The sequence below is a fragment of the Gemmiger formicilis genome (assembly GCF_024462815.1).
Classification (GTDB): Bacteria; Bacillota; Clostridia; order Oscillospirales; family Ruminococcaceae; genus Gemmiger.
This window is the reverse complement of sequence record NZ_JANGCG010000006.1, coordinates 1-20,925: the sequence shown is the minus strand read 5'-3', so window position 1 is coordinate 20,925 and position 20,925 is coordinate 1. Positions and strand designations below refer to the sequence as shown.

Sequence of the window (20,925 nt, the reverse complement as noted above, 5' to 3'; positions counted from 1 at the left end):
GGGCTCCTTACAAAACCAGCCGCACCGTTGTTTTGCCGATGCGCAGGGTATCATTGTTCTGCAGGCGGTGCTCGCCGTCAATGCGCTCACCGTTGACATAGACTCTTGTACGGTCCGACAGCGGCTGCACCAGCAGCGAATCTCCCTGCGCGGCCAGCACACAGTGCTGCGGGGCAATCCTCTTATCCGGCAGGCAAAGGTCGCACTGCGCGGCATCGCTGCCGATGATGAGGCTGCTCTCCACCATGCCGGCCCAGCGGCTCTCGGCAATGGAGGAGCGCTGGCTCCAGAACAGGGTGACCCAGCGGCGTGGCAGCGTGTCCGGCTCCCCCGCCCCGGCCAGCAGGTGCTCGGCCTCGGCCTCCTTCTCGGCGGCGCGGTCACGGCGGCGCACAGTCTGCCAGCTGACAATCAGCACCAGCAGCAAAACCGCCGCCAGCAGCAACGGCACGCGGAACCGCGCCAGATAGAAGCCCCTGTCACGCGGCCAGACCAGCACCTTGAACAGCGCGGTCTGGCGGCTGCTGCTGACGTTGGCGGCGCTCATCCTGCTGGACACCCGGTTCAGCGCCACGGTGTATTCGCCCTTATACAGCGGCTCAATTTCCAGCTCCGCCGTGCGGCCGTCCTCGGCAATCGTTACCGACTTGACTTGCACGCGCCAGTTCCAGATATCCTTGCTGCGCACCTCATAGAGCTGCGGCTTGTCGGCGTTTTCGTTGATGGGCTGGTTGAAGGTCAGGCGCAGCTTGTCGCGGCGCAGTGTCTCCACCTTTGTCACCTGCGGCTTGGTCAGCCGGTAGCCCATATAGACGGTCTGGCTGTTCCGGATGGCACTGCCCAGGCTCGGCATGGCCAGCGTCAGCGTTTCCAGCCGTTCGCCGTACAGGCTTTCCGGCACCTCGGTGCGGATTTCCAGCGCTGTGGCGAAATATTCCTGCTTCCTTTTCAGTTCATCGCCCAGGGTGGCGGCCTCACACAGCACCAGCTTACCGGCAGCGGCCTGCTCCAGCGTTTCAAACATATCCGGCTTGTCGGTCATCAGGTAGACGTAGGCCGCCATACCGATCTGGTCCCCCACATCGGAGGCCAGCGTGCCGAACAGCGCCATATTGGTCATAACCTGTCCGGCATCGGTGATAATCATTGCCGTCTTGCGCGGGGCCAGCGCCTGATAGTCGCTCTGTATCCCGCTGTACACCGCCGTGACCAGCTGCTTTGTGTCCATCCGGCCCTCGGTCTGGGCAATGTTGCCCAGCGCCTTGTACATCTGGTCCTTGTCCGACGTTGCAGGCAGCACGCACTCGGTGGTGCCAGCCGTTGTGTAGAGCATGAGCTGGTCGCCCTCATTCATCGACGCCACCAGCTTGCGCAAACCGCCCAGCATCGTGTAAAAATCTGCGGGCGCAATGAGGTCGCTGTTGTCCAGCGCAATGATATAGCAGATGGGGTCGCTGGCCATGGCGACACTGCGCACCTCCAGCTTGCGGTCCCCCAGCGTCAGCTCCGGGCCCGCCGCCTGCACCTTTACAGGGGAATAGGGGTTGCCGTCCCCATCCAGCGCATAGAAGTAAACATCCAGCTCCGGCACATTGACGTAGGTCTGCTCCATTTTAAAGGTGCCCGCGCCGGTCACGCCGACGGTAGTATCTGCCGCCGCGCCAAACGCGCCGAGCACGGCCAGTACCAACACGGTCAGTGCGCACACCCAGAGCTTATGCCGTTTCATTGGGTCTTCCTCCTATCGGTCGAGCTTCTTGCGCAGTGCGCGCAGGGCCAGCACAGCCTTGCGGCGGCGCTTGGACTGGGGCTTGGCGGGCTGGGGCGCGGGCGCGGCCGGAGTGGGCTGCGGCTCGTCCTCCTCATCGTCCGCCAGCGTAAAGCTGGGCATTACCGGCTTGTGCGGCACCGGCTGGGGCGGCGTTTCCTCGTCCAGAATCGGCTCCCCCTGCTGGCGCAGAATCGGGTAGGAGAAAATTGCGCCGGGTATCTCGATTTCCTCTTTTTTATCGTCCGGGTCCCCGGGCTGGGGCTGCGGCTCGGTGTCAAAGTAGTCGGGCGAGGGCGTCACAACCGTGTTCGTACGCGGCTCGTCCTCGTCCATACCGGGGGCCACCACGCGGTTTGTGGCGGCTGCGGGCTGCGGCTCGGCCGGGGTATTGTCCGGCTCCTGCTCATTGCCGCGCAGGGCGCTGGCTGCGGCGTCCACCTTGTTGGCGGACAAATCCAGCTTCGGCTCAGTGTCAGCCTCTGCCAGCTCCTCCTCATGGGGCATCAGCGGCGCGGTGCGGCTGGCGTAGTCCTGCGTCTTTTGCAGTTCCTCAATCATCTGGGCCAGATAGTCCATCATCTGGCCGCGGGCCTTCTCCATCTCGGTGATGCGGCTCTTCAGATCCTGCAGGCGCAGGCGGTGGGCGTTCTGGATTTCCCGCGTCTCATCGGTGGCGGATTTCACCATCTTGCGCGCCTGCGCAATGGCCTGTTCCCGCGCCAGCTGGTCGATGGCTTCTGCCTTGAGGTTCGTGTCCTTCAGAATCCGGTCGGCGTCATCCTTGGCCTGCTGGCGGATGCGGGCAGCCTCGGCCTCGGCGTCCGCAATGACCTTATCGCGGTCGGCCATAACCTGCTGGCGGGCCTGATCGTGGGCGCGCCCTTTGACGCGCAGTGCGGCGTTTGCCTCCTCGCACTGCTCGGCCAGTTCCTTGTTTTCCCGCGTCAGGTCGCTGTTTTTCAGGCGCAGCACATCCAGCTGGTTCGTCAGCGAGTGGTTGCGCTCCTTCGCGGTGGAATACTGCGTCTCCAGGCTGGCGCGGTAGCTCTGCAGCTTGTCCACCTGCCCGGCCAGTGTGGCGTTCTGGGTCGAGAGCGTCTGGTTCTGCATAACCAGATTCTGGGCATGGCGGCGCAGGGCGTCATTCTCCTGCCGGGCGGCGCGGGCCTCGCTGGTGGCCGCCGCAAGGTTCTGCTCATACTCGGCGCACAAATCCTGCAGTGCCTGCCGCACATCCTCCGGCTCATAGCCGCCGAACCGCGCCTTGCGCATACCGCAGTGTTCTATGTAGGTATCAACATCAATCTTGGGCATTGGTGATTTCTCCCATAAAAAGTTTACATATACTCGATTTTATTATAGAACACGGCGGCGCGTAAAGCAAGCAAAAAGCAACAAAAAACCGCCCTTTCCCTGCGGAAAAGGCGGTGAAAAAGCTATTTAAGCTGTTTTTATCAGGCGTTGGCCTGAGAAGCAGCAACAGCGCAGGCGACAGTCATACCGACCATCGGGTTGTTGCCGGCGCCGATCAGACCCATCATCTCGACGTGAGCCGGAACGGAGGAGGAACCAGCGAACTGGGCATCACCGTGCATACGGCCCATAGAGTCGGTCAGACCGTAGGAAGCGGGGCCTGCAGCGACGTTGTCCGGGTGCAGGGTACGGCCCGTGCCGCCGCCGGAAGCGACGGAGAAGTACTTTTTGCCGTTCTCGATAGCCCACTTCTTGTAGGTACCGGCAACCAGATGCTGGAAGCGGGTGGGGTTGGTGGAGTTACCGGTGATGGAAACCTCAACACCCTCAGCCTTCATGATGGCGACACCCTCCAGAACGTCGTTGGCGCCGTAGCACTTGACTGCTGCGCGCTCGCCGTCGGAGTAAGGAATGGTCTCGACGACCTTCAGCTCGCCGGTGGCGAAGTCGTAGTCGGTCTTGACGTAGGTGAAGCCGTTGATACGGCTGATGATCTGGGCAGCGTCCTTGCCCAGGCCGTTCAGGATGACGCGCAGGGGCTCCTTGCGGACCTTGTTGGCGGTACGGGCAATGCCGATAGCGCCCTCAGCGGCGGCGAAGGACTCGTGGCCGGCGAGGAAGGCGAAGCAATGGGTATCCTCATGCAGCAGCATAGCGCCGAGGTTGCCGTGGCCCAGACCGACCTTGCGCTGCTCAGCGACAGAGCCGGGGATGGTGAAAGCCTCGAGGCCCTCGCCGATGGCGGCGGCGCAGTCAGCAGCGCTCTTCAGGCCGCGCTTGACGGCGATGGCGGTGCCGAGGGTGTAAGCCCAGACAGCGTTGTCGAAGCAGATGGGCTGAATGCCGCGGATAATCTTATCGCAGTCGATGCCCTTGGCCAGCAGCATCTCGTTGCAGGCGTCAAGGCTCTCCAGACCGTTGGCCTTCAGGCAAGCCTCAATCTTGGGCATACGGCGATTCTGGGATTCAAAAGTTGCCATAATCTATGTTCCTCCCTCTCTTATTCTTCACGCGGGTCGATGTACTTGACAGCGCCCTGCTCGGCAGAGAAGCGGCCGTAGGTGCCGATGTTCTTCTCGTAGGCTTCCTTCGGGTCCTTGCCGTGACGGATGTCCTCCATCATCTTGCCCAGACGGACGAACTGATAGCCGATGACCTGGTTGTCCTTGTCCAGAGCGGTCTTGAGGATGTAGCCCTCGGTCAGCTCCAGGTAACGGACGCCCTTGGCCTTGGTGGAGAAGATGGTACCGGTCATGGAGCGCAGGCCCTTGCCCAGGTCATCCAGACCAGCGCCGACAGGCAGACCGTTCTCAGAGAAGGCAGTCTGGCTGCGGCCGTAGACAATCTGCAGGAACAGCTCACGCATAGCAACGTTGATAGCATCGCAGACGAGGTCGGTGTTCAGAGCCTCCAGAATGGTCTTGCCGGGCAGGATCTCGCCAGCCATAGCGGCAGAATGGGTCATGCCGGAGCAGCCGATGGTCTCAACCAGAGCTTCCTCGATGATGCCGTTCTTGATGTTCAGGCTCAGCTTGCAGGTGCCCTGCTGGGGAGCACACCAGCCCACACCGTGGGTGTAGCCGCTGATATCCTCAATTTTATACGCCTTGACCCACTGGCCCTCTTCGGGGATGGGCGCGGGACCGTGCTTGGGTCCTTTTGTGATCGGGCACATAGCGTTGACCTGTGCGGAGTATTCGATCATAATTTTCTCTCCTTTGCATATTGTTAGGCTTTTCACAGCTATCTTTATTATAAAGGGTCGAATTGTGTTTTTCAAGATGTTAGTTTTATCTAACCCTTTATTTTTTGGCATTTTGCCTGGCCGCCCTGCACAAAGGCCAGCGGGGCGGCATTGCGGGGCGGGGTGCACGCGGGCGGAGCAGAGCCCCCGCCCGCACCCCTGCCATTACCCGCCGGTTATCTTTCAGCACCCGTTCCCGGTTTTGCACCATCCTTCAATACAAAAATCCGAAAATCACCCTTGACGCACCGCCGCAGACGGCCATCATCACCACGGCGCTGACAATCACCGGCCCCCACAGGCGCACAAGGCCCGGCTGGGGTTCGGCCTGTAGCTGCTTTGTCTTTTTGTCGCGCTTTTTCGGTGCGGGCTCGGGCTGAGCCTCCTCTGGCGGCAGGCAGAACACCTGCAGCAGCGCAAACAACAGCATAATCTCCGGAAAAATCATCGACACACGGATAGAAATTGCCGCGTGGGCCAGATAGCTGACCAGCGCCAGCGTGACCGGGGCCACGCCGGGGCGCAGCCAATTCTTCGCGGCTTTGCGCAGATGCACCGCCACAAACCACAGCCACGCCGCCAGCCCGGCCACGCCGGTGGTCAGCAGCAGCTCCAGATACTCGTTGTGGGCGGCGTAGAAGGTTTTCATACGGGCCGTGATGTCCGCGCCTGCCCACGCCGCCACGGCGGTGTGCATCATACCGGGGCCGACGCCGAACAGCTTGCGCCACAGCGGCTGTGCCAGCCATGTCTCGGCCGTAATGCGCCACGCTATGCCGCGGTAGGTGCCCCAGTCATCGTTGAAAATCAGTACATCATCCAGCCGTCCCAGGCTCGGAAAGCCCGGCCAGAAGTTAGCCAGCAGCGCCAGCACCACCGCGCCGAGGAGCATCACCCCCGCCACGGCGCGGCCCGCCTTGTACAGCGGGATTTCCCGCCCGCGCAGGCCGAAATACAGCACCGCCCAGACAGCCAGACAGACGAAAAAGCCAGTCCACCCCACGTGGCCCAGCGCCGCCAGCATCGGCTTGCCGCCCTGCGTGTAGACGTGGGTGCGCATATACTGCATCCACCCGGCGTTAAAAAAGAAAAATGAGCCAATCACCGCCACACGCCGCAGCGTGCGGGTGGTGAAGTCCTTCTGGCAGAGCAGCACCAGCACCGCCGCGCCGATGCCCAGCGCCAGACCCTCGGCGTCCACCACGGCCAGCGCCAGCCCGCCGAAGAAGGCCGGGATACCGTACAGCACCGTGTGGCGCACGCCGCGTGCCGCCAAAAACGCATAGAACACCAGCGGCAGCGCAAACGCCATAAAGCCGGAGCAGAAGTTTTTCTGCCCCAGTGTCGAGAAAAACTGTGCACGCTCGACCACCGCCGTGTCCGCATAGGTACCGATGAGGTCAATGTTGAATATGTTCAGCACGTACAGCACCGTGACCAGCGCCGTGGTGATGCCAAGGCAGAAGGCCAGGCCGTTGAGGATTTTCTGCGGGGCAAAGGCGCGGGCGGCCAGATACACCGCCGCCGTGAACAGCACCATCATACAGCCGCCGTAGTAGCCGCCCAGCCCCCAGAAGGACGCCTGCGGCGAGAGGGAGAGCACGGTGGACACCACGCCGCTGACCACCACCGCCCCCAGCGCCCGGAGGGCATGGTCACTGCGCCACGGCAGACGCCCCGGCAGGGGCCTTGCCCCCACCGCGGCCAGCGCCCCCACCCAGAGGGTGAACGCCCAGCACAGGGTGCAGATGGCGGTGAACTTGACAACGCCGAGATTGGAAAATTTATCAATATACAGCGGAAACACGCAGAGCGCCGCCACAAGAAGCACCGCGGCGGAGCGCTCTGCCAGCCGCCGCAGCTGCTGGGTCTGATTCATACAAAAGCCTCCGGAAATTGGATTTGCAACACCATATTGTACCTTGCAGCACGCAGAATTTCAACCGTTTTCCACAGGTTTTACAAGACTGACACAAATCAGCCCCGCGGCGGCGCACACCCCCGCCAGCCAGTGGCGCGCCGCCAGCGGCAGGGCCTGTGCGCCGATATAGCTCAGAATACTGCCGCCACTCATGCCCAGCGCGATGAAGCCATAGTTCACCCCCGCATGGGGCAGGCCGAACAGATCCGTATTGAAGGACGGCTGCACCGCCGCGCCGCCGGAGTAGAAAAAGGTCAGCACCGCGTAGGCCGCCAGCACCCACCACGCCTGTGCAAAGGCAAACCAGCCGCTGCCCGCGGCAAGCCCCAGATAGACCGCATACAGCACCGGCTTGCGGCCCAGCTTGTCGCTGAGGGCGGGCAGCAGCATCCGGCCCGCCGCGCTGGCCGCCGAGCCCAGCACAATGCTGTAGGGCGCGGCGGATTCCGGCAGACCGCGCTCTGTGGCAATCTGAAAAATTTCCGGGCTGAAGAGCAGCACCGGCGGGGCTGACAGCGCCACCGCCGCCGCGCACAGCTTATACTGCGGCGTGCGCAGCATCTGCTTATAGTCATAGTCCAGCCCCGGGCGTGGCTTTCCATTCTGCGCTTTGGGCGGCGGGTCCTGCAGAATCAACGCCCCCGCGCCGCAGACTACCAGCATAACCGCGCCCAGCGCCGCAAAGCAGACGCGGATGCCCCACAGCCCGCCGACGCCCTTGACGAACACCGTAAAAAAAGCGCCGGAAAGCCCCATCGCCACCCCCGCCACGCCGGTGGCCCAGCCCTTTTTGTCCTGATACCATTTCTGCGCACAGGCCAACACCGCCGGGGCCAGAAAGGCACTGCCCAGCCCCGCGGGCAGGCTGTAGACCAGCAGAAACAGTGCCGCCTGCGCGGGTGGAACCAGCGCGGCAGCAAAAAAGCCGCCCGCCAGCAGCGCCGTACCCCACAGCCCGGCAAAGCGCGGGCCGTGCGCGTCCTGCAAAAGGCCACCCACCGCGCAGCCCACACCGTAGGCAGCCACCAGCACCGCAAAGCCCAGCATTGCCTGCCCACGTGAAAAGCCGTACCCCTGCATCACCGGCTGCTGAAAAACGCCCCACGCCGCCGGGATGCCGGTGAGCAGCTGCGCCGCCGCCCCCGCCGCCAGAATGTACGGCCCGCGATTTTGTTTCGGCACACGCATCCCCCTCCCCTTTTCGGGATAGTATGCCCGGTTTGGATTGACAAAATGCGGCGGGGGCGATATGATTATTACAAGTATATATGTAAGGAGAACCATCATGAAAACACAGCCTTTGAAAGGTATGCGTGACCTGCTCCCGCGGGAGCAGGCGCTGCGCGATTATATCCAGGGCCAGATTCTGGCCACCTACCGTGCCGCAGGCTTCCAGCGCATCTCCACCCCCATTCTGGAGGATATGGAAAATCTGGACAAGAGTGACGGCGGCGACAACCTGAACCTGATTTTCAAGGTTCTGAAGCGCGGTGACAAGCTCGAGCACGCGCTGGCCTCCGGCGATGAAAAGCAGCTGTCCGATATGGGCCTGCGCTACGACCTGACCTTGCCGCTGTCCCGCTACTATGCCGCCAACCGCAACGAGCTGCCCACTCCCTTCAAGGTCATCCAGACCGACCGCGTCTACCGTGCCGAGCGCCCCCAGAAGGGCCGCCTGCGCGAGTTTGTCCAGTGTGACATCGACATTCTGGGCGATTCCTCCCCGAACGCCGAGGTCGAGCTGATTGACGTGACGGCCCGCGCCCTGCTGAAAATCGGCTTCACCGGCTTTACCGTCAACATCAACGACCGCCGCATCCTGCGCGCCATGCTGGAAAAGATGGGCTTTGCCGCTGACCAGCTGGATTCCGTCTGCATCAGCTTTGACAAGATGGACAAAATCGGTGCGGACGGCGTCAAGGCCGAGCTGACCGAGAAGGGCTTTGCTGCCGATGCCATCCAGGCGCTGGATGACTTCCTGTGCGCCGGGGATTTCAGCCTGGACACCGTTGCCGCCAAGGTGGATGACGAGGCACTGACCGCCGACCTGCGCTATGTCATTGCCGCCAGCGAGAAGGTGGCCAACGGCCGCTACGGCATTGCCTATGCACCCAGTCTGGTACGCGGCCAGGGTTACTACACCGGCATGGTGTTTGAGGTCACCTGCCCGCAGTTCAGCGGCGCGGTGGCCGGCGGTGGCCGTTATGACAATATGGTGGGCAAGTTCATCGGCCAGCAGGTGCCCGCCGTGGGCTTCTCCATCGGCTTTGAGCGCGTCTGCGGGATTCTGCTGGAGCAGGGCTACCAGATTCCCGGCGCCAAGCCGAAGATGGCGCTGCTCTACCTCAAGGATGCCGCCTTTGCCGCCGTGCTGGCCAAGGCCGAGACCCTGCGCGCCGACTATGACGTGACCGTGCTGCCGCAGGCCAAAAAGCTGGGCAAGCAGTTCGGCACGCTGGAGGCTGCCGGTTTCAACGCCGTTGCCTTTGCCGACAATGAGGATGTCAAGCTGCTTGGGCAGAAAGCCGAATAATCTGTAAAAAAATTGTGGGATGTGCCAAATTTGCGGCACATCCCACTTTTTTGTAGTTTATTTGTAACGCACAGCGGGCGTTTTCCGTGTTATATTGGTGAAAAGGGAAATACAAAGTGCCTCCCCTTGGGGGAAGCCTTTACAAAGGAAAGGAGCATCCACATGAAAAATCGCATCACCCGTATCGCCGCTGCGCTGGCCGCCGCCGCACTGCTGGCGGGCTGCGGCAGCATCGGCAGCAAAGACGGCGGTTACTACGCCACCGAGGCCGCCGCGAAGGAAAGCGGCATTTACGACAGCGTCGCAGGCGGGGCGGACAGCAGCCTGATGCCCGCCAACGCCGCCGAGGCTGCCACCGATGAGACCGCGCAGAAAATCATCTACAACGCCAGCCTGTCGATGGAGTCCACCGATTTTGACGCTGCCCGCGAAACCCTGATGGCTGCGGTCGAGGCCAACGATGCATGGATGGAGTCTGCCAGCGTTTACGGCACCGAAAAGGATCATGACCGCAGCGCCGACTACACCGTGCGGGTGCCGGTGGACAACTACCGTGCGTTTCTGGCCGCCGTTGGCGAGGCAGGCAGCGTGCGCAATGTCAGCGAGAACGCCGAGAACATCACAAGCAGCTACATTGATGTACAGGCCCGGCTTACCGCGCTGGAGGCCCAGCGCACCCGCCTGAACGAGTTGGCCGATCAGGCCGAGACAACGGCAGATCTGCTGGAAATCGAGAGTCAGCTTTCCGATGTGCAGTACCAGCTGGAGAACTACACCGGCCAGCTGCGCAACATGGACCAGCAGGTCAGCTACTCGACTGTAGACATCTATCTGCAGGAGGTCGTTACCCTGACCCCGACCGGCGTAACCTTCACCGAGCGCATTGCCGATGCGTTCGGCGGCGGCTGGGACGCCTTCGTTGGATTCGTGCAGGGGCTGGTCATTGCGCTGGTCTACCTGTGGCCGGTGGTGCTGATCGCCATTGCGGTCCTTGCGGCCCTGCGCTTCTGGCGCAAGCGCCATCCGAAAGCCCCCAAGGCACCCAAGCCCATCCAGACCCCGCCGCCCGCTGCGGAGTACCCGGTAAAGCAGGACGAGGAACCGAAGCCGAAATATTGAGATAACATAAAAACGCCCGACCGCACAAATACGGTCGGGCGTATATTTTTGCTGCCATGTAGGGGCGAGGCATGCCTCGCCCTGCACCTACCCGCAAAAGGGAATCCTGCGGGCAGGCTGCGGGCCGGACATGTCCGGCCCCTACAGCGCAATTACTTCTGACTTAGTCCTTCAGCGTCAGTGCGATGCTCAGATCCTTGAGCTGCTGCTCGTCAACCACGTCAGGGGCGCCGCTCATCGGTTCGCCGGCGTTCTGCACCTTCGGGAAGGCGATGACGTCGCGGATGGAATCCTTCTTCAGCATCAGCATAACCATACGGTCCAGACCGTAGGCCATACCGCCGTGCGGAGGTGCGCCGAACTTGTAGGCGTCCATCAGGAAGCCGAAGCTCTCGCGTGCCTTCTCCTCGGTGAAGCCCAGTGCATGGAACATACGGTCCTGCAGGGCCGGGTCGTTGATACGCATGGAGCCGCCGCCCATCTCGACACCGTTCAAAACGATGTCGTAGGCTACGGCGTGGCAGGCACCGGGGTCGCTCTCGACCTTGTCGAGGTCCTCGGCCTTGGGCAGGGTGAACGGATGGTGCATGGCCATCCAGCGGCCCTCCTGCTCGCTGTACTCAAACAGCGGGAAGTCCACGACCCACAGGAAGTTGAACTTATCGGGGTCAATCAGGCCATGCTTGCGGGCAATGTCCAGACGGACCTGACCCAGCGCGGTGCAGGCCTTGACCCAGTCGGTATCGCTGACCAGCAGCAGCACGTCGCCGGTCTCTGCGTTCAGGGCGGCGTACAGAGCCGCCTTCTCGGCATCGGTCAGGAACTTCTCAAAGCTGGAGGAGGTACCCTCGGCGGTCAGGCGGCTGTATGCCAGACCCTTGGCACCATAGGTCTTGGCAACCTCGCCCAGCTTGTCAATGTTCTTGCGGCTCAGCTTGTCGGCCAGACCCTTGGCATTGATGGCACGGATGGTGCCGCCCGCGGCCAGCACGGCTGCAAAGGGCTTGAACTCGGTGCCCTTGAACACCTCCGTCACATCCTGAATCTCAAGGCCGAAGCGGGTGTCGGGCTTATCGGAGCCGAAGCGGCCCATCGCCTCATCCCACGGCATACGGTAGAACGGCGTCTCGACATCGACGTTCAGCATTTCCTTCCACAGGCGCTTAATCAGGCCCTCGTTCAGGGTCATGATATCGTCCTCAGAGACGAAGCTCATCTCCTCGTCCACCTGGGTGAACTCCGGCTGGCGGTCGGCGCGCAGATCCTCGTCACGGTAGCAGTGGGCCAGCTGGAAGTAGCGGTCAAAGCCGGACAGCATCAGAATCTGCTTGTAGAGCTGCGGGCTCTGCGGCAGGGCGTAGAAATGGCCCGGCTGCACACGGCTGGGCACCAGATAGTCGCGGGCACCCTCCGGCGTGGACTTAATCAAGGTCGGGGTCTCAATCTCGGTGAAGTGGTTCTCGCAGAAGTAGTTGCGGATAATCTGCATAATCTTGCTGCGCAGGACAATCGGTTCGTGCATGGACGGGCGGCGCAGATCCAGATAGCGGTAACGCAGACGCAGATCATCGTTGACGTTGATTTCATCGCGCAGCTCAAACGGCGTGGTCTGGGCCTCGCTCAGGATGCGCAGTTCGCTGACGTAAAGCTCCACATCGCCGGTGGCAATCTTGTCGGTCTTGGCGGCACGCTCACGCAGCTTGCCGCGGCAGATGACAACATACTCGCTTTTCAGACTCTCGGCCTTGGCGAAAACATCCTTCGGCGTATCCTCATCGAACACCAGCTGCAAGATACCGGTGGTATCGCGCAAATCGGCAAAGATAATGCCGCCCTTGTCGCGGGCGCGGGCGATTGAACCGCAGACGGTCATTTCCTGACCGGCCATAGAAAGACTGACCTCACCGCAATAGTTGGTGCGGCGCAGGCTGCCCAAAGTTTCCATATTTCCTGTCCCCTTTACGGTTTTATCTTTTCTAAAACAATATTATACCGCGCTGTGCTGTATTTGGCAAGAGGGCAGCGCCCGCCGGGGCGAATTTCGCCGTAAAATCTTTAAAAAAGTATATTGACAATTTTTACATCGGCTGGTATAATAGTAAAGCTGTAAATAACACAGCGCATAGATGTGCCTGTAGCTCAGTTGGTAGAGCATCTGACTTTTAATCAGAGGGCCCAGGATTCGAGTTCCTGCAGGCGCACCAAGACCGGTTAAAGCCGTTTGGCTTTGACCGGTTTTTTGTTTTTGGGCGGGCTGGAATATCGCGCACGGAGGAATCGTAAACGGCAGTTGGCGGGATGCTTTGCGGGGTGTAGGGGACGCCGCCCCCTACAGATATACCGAGGGCGGCAGTTGTCCACAGACTTTTGGCAGACGTTATAACAAAAAAGGGTATGTACGGTTTACCATCATACATACCCTTTTTGGCTATTCTTATTTCAGTACCGCCACAGCAGGAAAAGCGCGGCAAGCAGCACGCCCAGACCTACAAGGTAGGCCCCGGCAATCAGCAGCGTGGCCTTCATCACGCCCAGAACGGCCCAGAGCTTTTCCTTCGGGGTCCATTCAGGGGGCTGCTCCCACGGGCGGTCGGTGCCCGGCTCCGGCGGCGCAGCCGCCTTGCGGGGGTGGGGGCGCAGCGTTGGCGCGGGGGCAATGTCGCTCATATCGGCGATGGTACGCCCATCGTCCTCAAAATCATCGTGCCTTCTCATTTGTCATACAGGTGGCAGACCACGTAATGGCCCGGCTCGGCCTCACGCTGCTTGGGTGCTTCGGTCTTGCAGCGCTCGGTGGCGTAGGGGCAGCGGGTGTGGAACTTGCAGCCGGACGGCGGATTGGCCGGGGACGGAATGGAGCCCTGCAGCACAATTCGCTCACGCTTGACCGTGGGGTCCGGAATGGGAATGGCCGAGAACAGCGCCTTGGTGTAGGGGTGCAGCGGGTGGGCAAAAATGTCATCCGTCTCGCCGTATTCGACCAGATTGCCTAGATACATAACGCCGACCGTATCGGAGATATGCTCAACAACCGACAAATCATGGGAGATGAACAGATAGGTCAGGTTGCGCTTTTCCTGCAGGTTTTTGAGCAGATTGATAATCTGCGCCTGAATCGAAACGTCCAGCGCGGAGACCGGCTCGTCGCAGACAACGAACTCCGGGTTCAGTGCCAGTGCGCGGGCAATGCAGATACGCTGGCGCTGGCCGCCGGAAAATTCATGCGGGTAGCGGGTCTTGTGGTAGGGCTGCAGGCCGCAGTCATCCATGACCTGGTCAATATAGTCATTGAACTCGTTCTTCGGCACCAGATTGTGCTCGCGCACGGCCTCGCCGATAATCTCGCCGACCGGCAGACGCGGGGACAGGCTGGAGAACGGGTCCTGGAAGATAATCTGCATCTTGGTGCGCAGCTCACGCATCTCGGCGGGGGTCATATCATAGACCTCCTTGCCGTTGAACAGCACCTGACCGCCGGTTTTCTCACCGCCCAGACGCAGAATCGTGCGGCCGGTGGTGGACTTACCGCAGCCGGACTCGCCCACAAGGCCCATCGTGCAGCCGCGGCGCAGATTGAAGGTAACGCCGTCCACTGCCTTGACGTGCCCCACCGTCTGAGAGAGCAGGCCGCCCTTGATGGGGAAATATTTCTTGAGGTGGTTGACCATCAGGATGTACTGAGGGTCATAGGTGACGGGCGTAAAATCGTTTTCAATCAGTTTCTTTGCCATGCGTCACTCACCCGCCTTTCTGTTTTCTTCATAGTAGCGGTAGCAGCTGACCTTGTGCGTCGGGGACAGGCTGATTTCGCAGGGGTACTCGCCGCTGCAGCAGGGCAGCTGCTGCTCGCAGCGGTCCTTGAAGTAGCAGTAGTCCGGCATATTGACCGGGTTAGGCACCTTGCCGGGGATGGAGTACAGGCGGTCGACCTTTTTGCCAACCACCGGCTTGGAGGCCATCAGGCCAATCGTGTAGGGGTGGCTGGGGTGGGCGAAGATTTCCTCCACCGTGCCCTTCTCCACCACGCGGCCCGCGTACATAACCACCACGTAGTCCGCCATCTCTGCAATAACGCCCAAATCATGGGTAATCAGCATGATGGAGGAGTTGATGCGGTCCTTTAGGTTGCGCAGCAAATCCAGAATCTGCGCCTGAATGGTCACATCCAGCGCGGTTGTCGGCTCGTCCGCAATGATGATCTTCGGGTTGCAGGCCAGCGCCATGGCGATCATAACGCGCTGGCGCATACCGCCGGACAGCTCGTGCGGGTACATCGCATAGACGCCCTCGCTGTTGGCAATGCCGACCATCTCAAGCATCTCGACGGTGCGCTTCTTGATGTCCTCCTTGGTTTTGCCCTCGCCCTCATGCAGGGCAATGACCTCGTCGATCTGGGCACCGATGCGGAACACCGGGTTCAGACTGGTCATAGGCTCCTGGAAAATCATCGAGATATAGTTGCCGCGCAGACCCTGCATCTTCTCAGCCGGGGTCTGGGCAATGTCATAGGCCTTGCCGTTGCCCAGATTCAGGCGGATGGCACCGTCCACAATCTGGCCCTGCGGGCGCTGCAGCAGCTGCATCAGGGAAAGGCTGGTCACGGACTTGCCGCAGCCGGACTCGCCCACAACGCCCACGGTCTTGCCGATGGGCACCTCGAACGAGACGCCGTCCACGCTCTTGACCACGCCGGTATCGGTGAAGAAGTAGCTGTGCAGGTTGTCAAACTCGACCGCGTTGTTTGCATCGTGCATCTGGGTGACGTACTCACTCTCCGGCACGTTGCGGCGCTTGCGCTTCTTCTCATATTGGTCGGTGATGCGGCGGTTTTCCTTGGAGATACGCCGCGATTCCTTGGCGGAAAGATATCCGTCCTGATTTTTTGCCATCGTGTGTTTCTCCTTCCAATCAGCGTTTCATCTTGGGGTCAAACGCATCGCGCAGACCATCGCCCACAAAGTTGAAGCCCAGAACAGTGAGCAGCAGGCAGACACCGGCGGGAATCCAGATGAACAGATAGTTCGTCATAACGTAGGCGTTGTTGACATCGTTGATGATGTTGCCCCAGGAGGCGAACGGATACTTGACGCCCAGACCCAGGAAGGACAGGGTGGCTTCGGTCAGGATGGTGGAGCCGAGGCCCATCGTGCAGGTGACGATGAGCTGCGGGATAACGTTGGGAATCAGGTGGCGGAAGATACGGTGCCAGATCTTGATACCGCAGGCCTCGGTGGCCAGCATAAACTCCTGCTCACGCAGGGAGAGAATCTGGCCGCGGACAAGGCGGGCAATGCTGGGCCAGCCCAGGAAGCCGAGAATCAGCATCAGGTACATCATACGCGTCCAGGAATCAATGCGCATGGCATCCATCGCCGCGCCGATGATGATGATGACCGGCATCGAGGGGATGCAGTAGAAAACATCGACAACACGCATAATGATGTTGTCCACCCAGCCGCCGAAGTAGCCGGAGATACCGCCCATCAGGATGCCGAGGGATGCCTCGATGATGACAACGATGAAGCCGATAATCAAGGATACGCGGCCGCCGTACATCAGGCGGGTCAGCATATCCATACCGTTGGTGTCGGTGCCCAGCCAGTGCTCCTTGCTGGGAGCGGCGTAGCGGTCATAGACGTAGGTCTCGGTCATCTGCTTGACGCTCCAGACCTTGGTGGAGGCATCGTACACGATGTCATACTCGGCCTCGTTGCCGTCTGCATCGGTGTAGTTGAACTTCTCGGCGTTGTCGTCGATGGCTTCCTCAAGGCGCTCCTTGAAGTCGCGGGTGACAACCACGCTGGCATCTGCGGCGGAGACAACAAAGCGGCTGACATAGCCCAGCTCCTCACCGCCTGCGGTGATGTTGCCGTCCTTGTCAAGGGCGTACTCTGCGCCGTCCGCGGTGAAGGTCTCCTCCCCCGCCGTCATGGCGGTCAGGGCGGCCAGCTTTGCATCAAAGCTGAACTTGGGTGCGCCGTCCGCCTCGTTGACGAGGTCGCGGCTGGCGTAGCCCATCACATCGCGGCCCTGATAGACCACATAGAAATCGTCGCTCAGGATGTCGACCGTGTAGTCCACATCCTTGTAGTTGAACTCGGTCTCGCCCTTCTTGACAGCCTCCAGCGCCTTGCTCTGGGCGATGGAGCCGAAATTCTGGCCGTCCGCCACCACAAAGCGCATCGTGTCATTGCGGGTAACGCCGACAAACTCCTTGGACATCTGGGTGTAGGTGAAGAACTGCTCGTCCTGACCGTAGGGGCTGACAAGGCCGCCGACGAAGGAGAACAGGAACATGGCCACCAGAATGGAGAGGCCGACCACGGCCAGACGGTTGCGGAAGAACCGCTTGGCAACCAGCGCGCCGGGGGACAAAACCTTGACGCGGCGGTCATCGTTCAGGGAGTACTGCTCCTGCTTGGGGTTCTGGTTCTGCGTGTTTTCACTCATGGGTGTGCAGTCTCCTTTCGTTAAGAAATGCGCACGCGCGGGTCAACCACGCCGTACAGAATATCGGTCAGCAGGTTGCTGGCCAGCGTCAGCACTGCCATAAAGGACAGGTAGAACATCGTGAACGGAATATCGCCCGCAACCATGGACTGGTAGGAGATATAGCCGATGCCGGGGATGGAGAAGAGCGTCTCGGTGATGAGTGCGCCGCTGAACAGGCCGGGCAGGCTGCCGCCGATGATGGTGACCAGCGGAATCAGCGTGTTGCGGAAGGCGTGCTTGTAGATAACCGTGCGCTCCGACAGGCCCTTGGCACGGGCGGTGCGGATGTAGTCTGCGTTGAGCACCTCCAGCATATTGGTGCGGGTGTAGCGCATATAGCCGCCGATGGAGACAATGACCAGCGTGACGATGGGCAGCACCAGGTGGTTTGCCTTGTCCAGGAGCTGGCCCATGGCATCCAGCTGGGCATAGTCACGGCCGACCAGACCATACAGGTCGAACCAGCCCAGCTTGACCGAGAAGAACAGCTTGAGCAGCGTGGCAAAGAAGAAGGTGGGCAGCGAAATGCCGACCAGTGCCGCCGCGGTGATGACGTAGTCTGCACGGCTGTACTGCTTGGTGGCGGCCAGCACGCCCAGAGGCACCGCAATCAGCAGGGACAGCACAAAGGAGATGCCGCCCATAATGACAGACAGGCCGACAACCTCCTGGAACTTCTGCACAGCGGGAACGTTCCACTTCCAGCTGTCGCCGAAGTTGCCGACGATAGCCTTGGACAGCCAGGTGAAGAAACCGGGCACAATGTCCAAATCCAGACCGTAGGCAGCATTGAGCTGGGCCAGCCACTCCTCATAGGGCTTGGCGCCGGGGGCCTGCGCAAGCTGCATGGCCATGGTCTCGGCAAAGGAGCTGGGCAGGCAGCGAATCAGCGCGTAGATAATGAACATAACACAGAACAAAATCAGCACCGACTGCGCAATACGCTTGATGATGTAGTTTCGCAAGAGTTTTCTTTCCTTCCTTGCACGGTTTGATACCGCGTTAATTTTGCAGGGAAATGCCGTAATGTGGGCATCCCCATCCCACGCAGGGTGCACCCTGCGTGGGAGTGGGACAACCATATTAGGGTCGCCGCAGACAGCAAGCAACCGCCCTTATCGGGCGGTCACCTGCTTTAACCGCATTGGGGCTGTAAATCAGTTCAGCTCCATGGTGTTCAGCTCAGCCATATAGGTCCAGTACGGGGTCATGTCCTTCGCGATGGTGTCGATGTTGACACGCTCGGTGGAGAAGATGGTGGCCTCGCTGCGCTGGTAGACAGGCAGCTCAACGCCCCAATCCAGAATAATCTCCATGGCCTCCTTGTACATGGCCTTACGAGCCTCCTGGTCGGTGGTCTGGCGGGCAGCCATAATCAGCTCATCCAGGTCGGGATCATCAATGTTGTAGTAGTTGGTGGAACCCTTGCTGTGGTACAGCTGGTACATATCGGGGTCATTGGTGGACTGCCATGCAGCAACCCAGCCCTCGGCAGCGCCGGACTGATAGGAAGCGTACAGGTCAGAGGCGTTGGCCATATCGTTGACCGTCAGGGTGAAGCCGATGGTCTTGAGGGCGGCAGCCGCATTGGTCAGGGTCTGGAAGGAGGGGTGGTCACCGTTGCCGTCGGCACCGATGTTGACCTGATACTCCATCTTGGCACCGGCGGGAGCAGCGGTCACCTGGCCGTTCTCGACGGTGTAGCCGGCAGCCTCGAAGTAGCCCAGAGCAGCCTGCAGGGCAGCAGCGTACTTGTCCTCGCTCTTCATATCGGAGGTGTAGATGTCATTGCCGTCCACGTCGGTGGAGTAGGCAATCTTATAGCCGTCATCGGTGACGGAGGGAGCAGCCCAGGAGGTGTTGGAAACGGGGTAGTTGATGACGCTGGCGGTATCGCCGTAGTAGGAGTCGATGCCCTCATCGCGGTAAGCGGCGATGACGGTCATAATGGCCTTGCGCAGGTCCTTGGAAGCCTCAGAGGAGGGGTCACCGCCGACGTTGACGTTCTTGGCGCTCAGGGCGATGTAGCCATAGCCGCGGAAGTCCTTCAGGCGGGTGGTGATGACGGGGCCGTCATTGCCCTCGGCACCGTTGATGTCAGCAATCTGGCTGGCAACCTCCAGAGAGTAGGAGGGGTCGGCAATGTCGATGGTGCCGGCCTGCACGCCGGTGACCTTATCGGCCTCCTGGGTCTCCTTCATGTTGACGTGGGCAATCTTGGGTGCGCCGTCAAAGTAGGTGGGGTTGGCATCCAGATAGACAACACCGTCGCTGTACTTGTTGAAGGTGTACATGCCGGAGCCCATCGGGGCGCTGGTCTTGGCGCGGACGCCGCTCAGGTCGCCCTTGGGGAAGCCGAAGGAGTTGTTGTCATAGTCATACAGGCTGGGGTCACCATAGTAGCTCAGGGGCGCAACGGCCATCTGCAGCTGGTAAATCATGGTGGTGGACAGCTCGCTGGTGGTGAGGGTCATGCTGTAGTCACCGGTCTTGACGATGCCGGCAACGCTGGGAACGTCGGCACCAACGGCAACACCGGTGGTGGAGTAAGCGTAGACGTCCTCGGGGATCAGGTCAGACAGGGCAGAACCGGCAGTCTCGGCCTCCATAGCGGAGAAACTCCAGTCGTACTGCTCGCCGATAGCCAAGAAGAAGTCCTTGGCGGTGGCATCGGCAGCCAGACCATCGAAGCCCCAGCCGGCAGCAGCGGAGGCAACATCGGTAGCGCCATTGGCCAGCATAGTGTCAACGATCTCCTGGGCAAACTTCACGCCGCCGTCGTTGACAGCATCCCAGAAGGCCTTCTGCTGCTCTTCGGTGAAGTTGGTGTAGTCGGTGTTGTCCTCACCGGCCTCAGCAATCAGCTTGGACAGGGTGGACATGGAGTTGCGGTACTCCTCCAGACCGACGATGGGGGTGGAGTAGATGGTGGCAGAGCCATCATAGGTGGGGTCCAGATAGACGTACAGAGAGAAGATGACGTCATCAATGGTCATCGGGGTGCCGTCAGAGAAGGTGATGTCATCGCGCAGGGTGATGTCATAGTCAACGGTGCCGTCGGCGTTCTCGGTGACAACACAGTCAGCGGGTCCGCGGTAGGTGTAATCGGTGCCGTTGTACTCACGGGTCTCACCCTCAATACCGTTCAGAATCATCTCGCCCTTGCGGTCTGCACCCAGCAGGGCGCCGAAGGTCAGGTCGATGACGTGCTGGTCGGCACTGGATGCGGCAAAGAAGGGGTTGAACTTGCCCTCAAAGCCAGTGTCGGACAGGACGAGTGTACCGTCACTGCCGGTGGAAGTGGTTGCCTCGGCGGTGGCCGTGCTGGCAGCCTCGCTGGTTACAGCGGAGGAAGCAGCACCGCCGCAGCCAGCCAGCACGCTGACGCTGAGCGCGGCAGCAGATGCCAGTGCAATGACTTGCTTGGTGTTTTTCATGTGTGTAAAACCTCCTATAATTTGCCCTCACCCACAAATCATTATTACGCTCCCCAAGAGCGTAATACGAGAAAGGGGTACCCCTTTCCGCACGCTGTGTTTTTTTACAGTGTACACTTGTCGATAATGACTTAATTTCTAAGATACCGTAAATTGCCCCAAAAGTCAACCAGAAATCACACTTTTTCCTGTTTTTGTACCCTTTTTACAAAATTTGGCCGCTTTTTTTAGACGGTGTTTTGCGTGCCGGCAGGCTTCCCCTGCCTTCCCCCACCGGGGGGAAGGTGGCCCCGCATGGCTGCAATTACGCGCTGTATCGTCTGCCCGGGCATATTGCCTGCGGCGCGCCGCAAACAAAAAGCGTGCCCCGCCTTGCGGCGCCACCTTCCCCCCGGGGGGGGGAGGCCGGGGCAGCCTGCCGCCCCGCAAAACACC

General features: G+C 60.6%; 15 protein-coding genes and 1 tRNA gene. 3 read left to right on the top strand and 13 right to left on the bottom strand.

Annotation, left to right across the window (positions count from 1 at the left end; translation table 11 throughout):
* Positions 1-7: 7 nt before the first annotated feature.
* The 6 genes from NE623_RS06665 to NE623_RS06640 form a co-directional block, all read right to left on the bottom strand.
* Positions 8-1,729, bottom strand: a complete 1,722-nt coding sequence (locus NE623_RS06665; protein ID WP_256271499.1) for an FHA domain-containing protein — start codon at positions 1,727-1,729, stop codon at positions 8-10.
* Between the two features lie 12 nt (positions 1,730-1,741).
* A complete protein-coding gene (locus NE623_RS06660) occupies positions 1,742-3,085 on the bottom strand; it encodes a hypothetical protein (protein ID WP_256271498.1) in 1,344 nt (447 codons plus the stop codon).
* A gap of 140 nt (positions 3,086-3,225) precedes the next feature.
* Positions 3,226-4,224, bottom strand: coding sequence for a GGGtGRT protein (locus tag NE623_RS06655; protein ID WP_078783606.1), 999 nt, complete (start codon positions 4,222-4,224; stop codon positions 3,226-3,228).
* Positions 4,225-4,244: 20 nt separating this feature from the next.
* Entirely contained in the window at positions 4,245-4,946 is a 702-nt protein-coding gene (locus NE623_RS06650; RefSeq protein ID WP_078783638.1) for an iron-sulfur cluster assembly scaffold protein, read from the bottom strand.
* 256 nt (positions 4,947-5,202) lie between these two features.
* Positions 5,203-6,867 (bottom strand): O-antigen ligase family protein, encoded by a 1,665-nt coding sequence (locus NE623_RS06645; protein ID WP_256271497.1) that lies wholly within the window; start codon positions 6,865-6,867, stop codon positions 5,203-5,205.
* Between the two features lie 60 nt (positions 6,868-6,927).
* On the bottom strand, positions 6,928-8,091 hold the full coding sequence (locus NE623_RS06640) for an MFS transporter (RefSeq protein ID WP_256271496.1): 1,164 nt from the start codon (positions 8,089-8,091) through the stop codon (positions 6,928-6,930).
* Between the two features lie 103 nt (positions 8,092-8,194).
* On the opposite strand from NE623_RS06640, the gene hisS reads away from it, so the two are divergent.
* Positions 8,195-9,442 (top strand): histidine--tRNA ligase, encoded by a 1,248-nt coding sequence (hisS, locus tag NE623_RS06635; RefSeq protein ID WP_256271495.1) that lies wholly within the window; start codon positions 8,195-8,197, stop codon positions 9,440-9,442.
* Positions 9,443-9,604: 162 nt separating this feature from the next.
* Entirely contained in the window at positions 9,605-10,561 is a 957-nt protein-coding gene (locus NE623_RS06630) for a DUF4349 domain-containing protein (RefSeq protein WP_256271494.1), read from the top strand.
* A gap of 163 nt (positions 10,562-10,724) precedes the next feature.
* On the opposite strand, the gene aspS is transcribed toward NE623_RS06630, so the two are convergent.
* Positions 10,725-12,506, bottom strand: coding sequence for an aspartate--tRNA ligase (aspS, locus tag NE623_RS06625; RefSeq protein WP_256271493.1), 1,782 nt, complete (start codon positions 12,504-12,506; stop codon positions 10,725-10,727).
* A gap of 183 nt (positions 12,507-12,689) precedes the next feature.
* Here aspS and NE623_RS06620 point away from each other — a divergent pair.
* Positions 12,690-12,765: transfer RNA gene (locus NE623_RS06620), tRNA-Lys, on the top strand.
* A 235-nt stretch (positions 12,766-13,000) separates the two neighbouring features.
* On the opposite strand, the gene NE623_RS06615 is transcribed toward NE623_RS06620, so the two are convergent.
* The 6 genes from NE623_RS06615 to NE623_RS06590 form a co-directional block, all read right to left on the bottom strand.
* Positions 13,001-13,276 carry a hypothetical protein gene (locus tag NE623_RS06615; protein ID WP_256271492.1) on the bottom strand — a complete coding sequence of 92 codons (276 nt, stop codon included), beginning with the start codon at positions 13,274-13,276 and terminating at the stop codon, positions 13,001-13,003.
* Positions 13,273-14,292, bottom strand: coding sequence for an ABC transporter ATP-binding protein (locus NE623_RS06610; RefSeq protein ID WP_256271491.1), 1,020 nt, complete (start codon positions 14,290-14,292; stop codon positions 13,273-13,275). Before NE623_RS06610 ends, NE623_RS06615 begins: the two co-directional genes overlap by 4 nt.
* Positions 14,293-14,295: 3 nt before the next feature.
* Positions 14,296-15,315, bottom strand: coding sequence for an ABC transporter ATP-binding protein (locus NE623_RS06605; RefSeq protein ID WP_367268944.1), 1,020 nt, complete (start codon positions 15,313-15,315; stop codon positions 14,296-14,298).
* A 154-nt stretch (positions 15,316-15,469) separates the two neighbouring features.
* Positions 15,470-17,011, bottom strand: a complete 1,542-nt coding sequence (locus NE623_RS06600; RefSeq protein WP_256271489.1) for an ABC transporter permease — start codon at positions 17,009-17,011, stop codon at positions 15,470-15,472.
* 20 nt (positions 17,012-17,031) lie between these two features.
* A complete protein-coding gene (locus NE623_RS06595; protein ID WP_256271488.1) occupies positions 17,032-18,018 on the bottom strand; it encodes an ABC transporter permease in 987 nt (328 codons plus the stop codon).
* A gap of 192 nt (positions 18,019-18,210) precedes the next feature.
* Complete coding sequence (locus NE623_RS06590) at positions 18,211-20,490, bottom strand: ABC transporter substrate-binding protein (RefSeq protein WP_256271487.1); 2,280 nt, start codon at positions 20,488-20,490, stop codon at positions 18,211-18,213.
* Between the last annotated feature and the right edge of the window lie 435 nt (positions 20,491-20,925).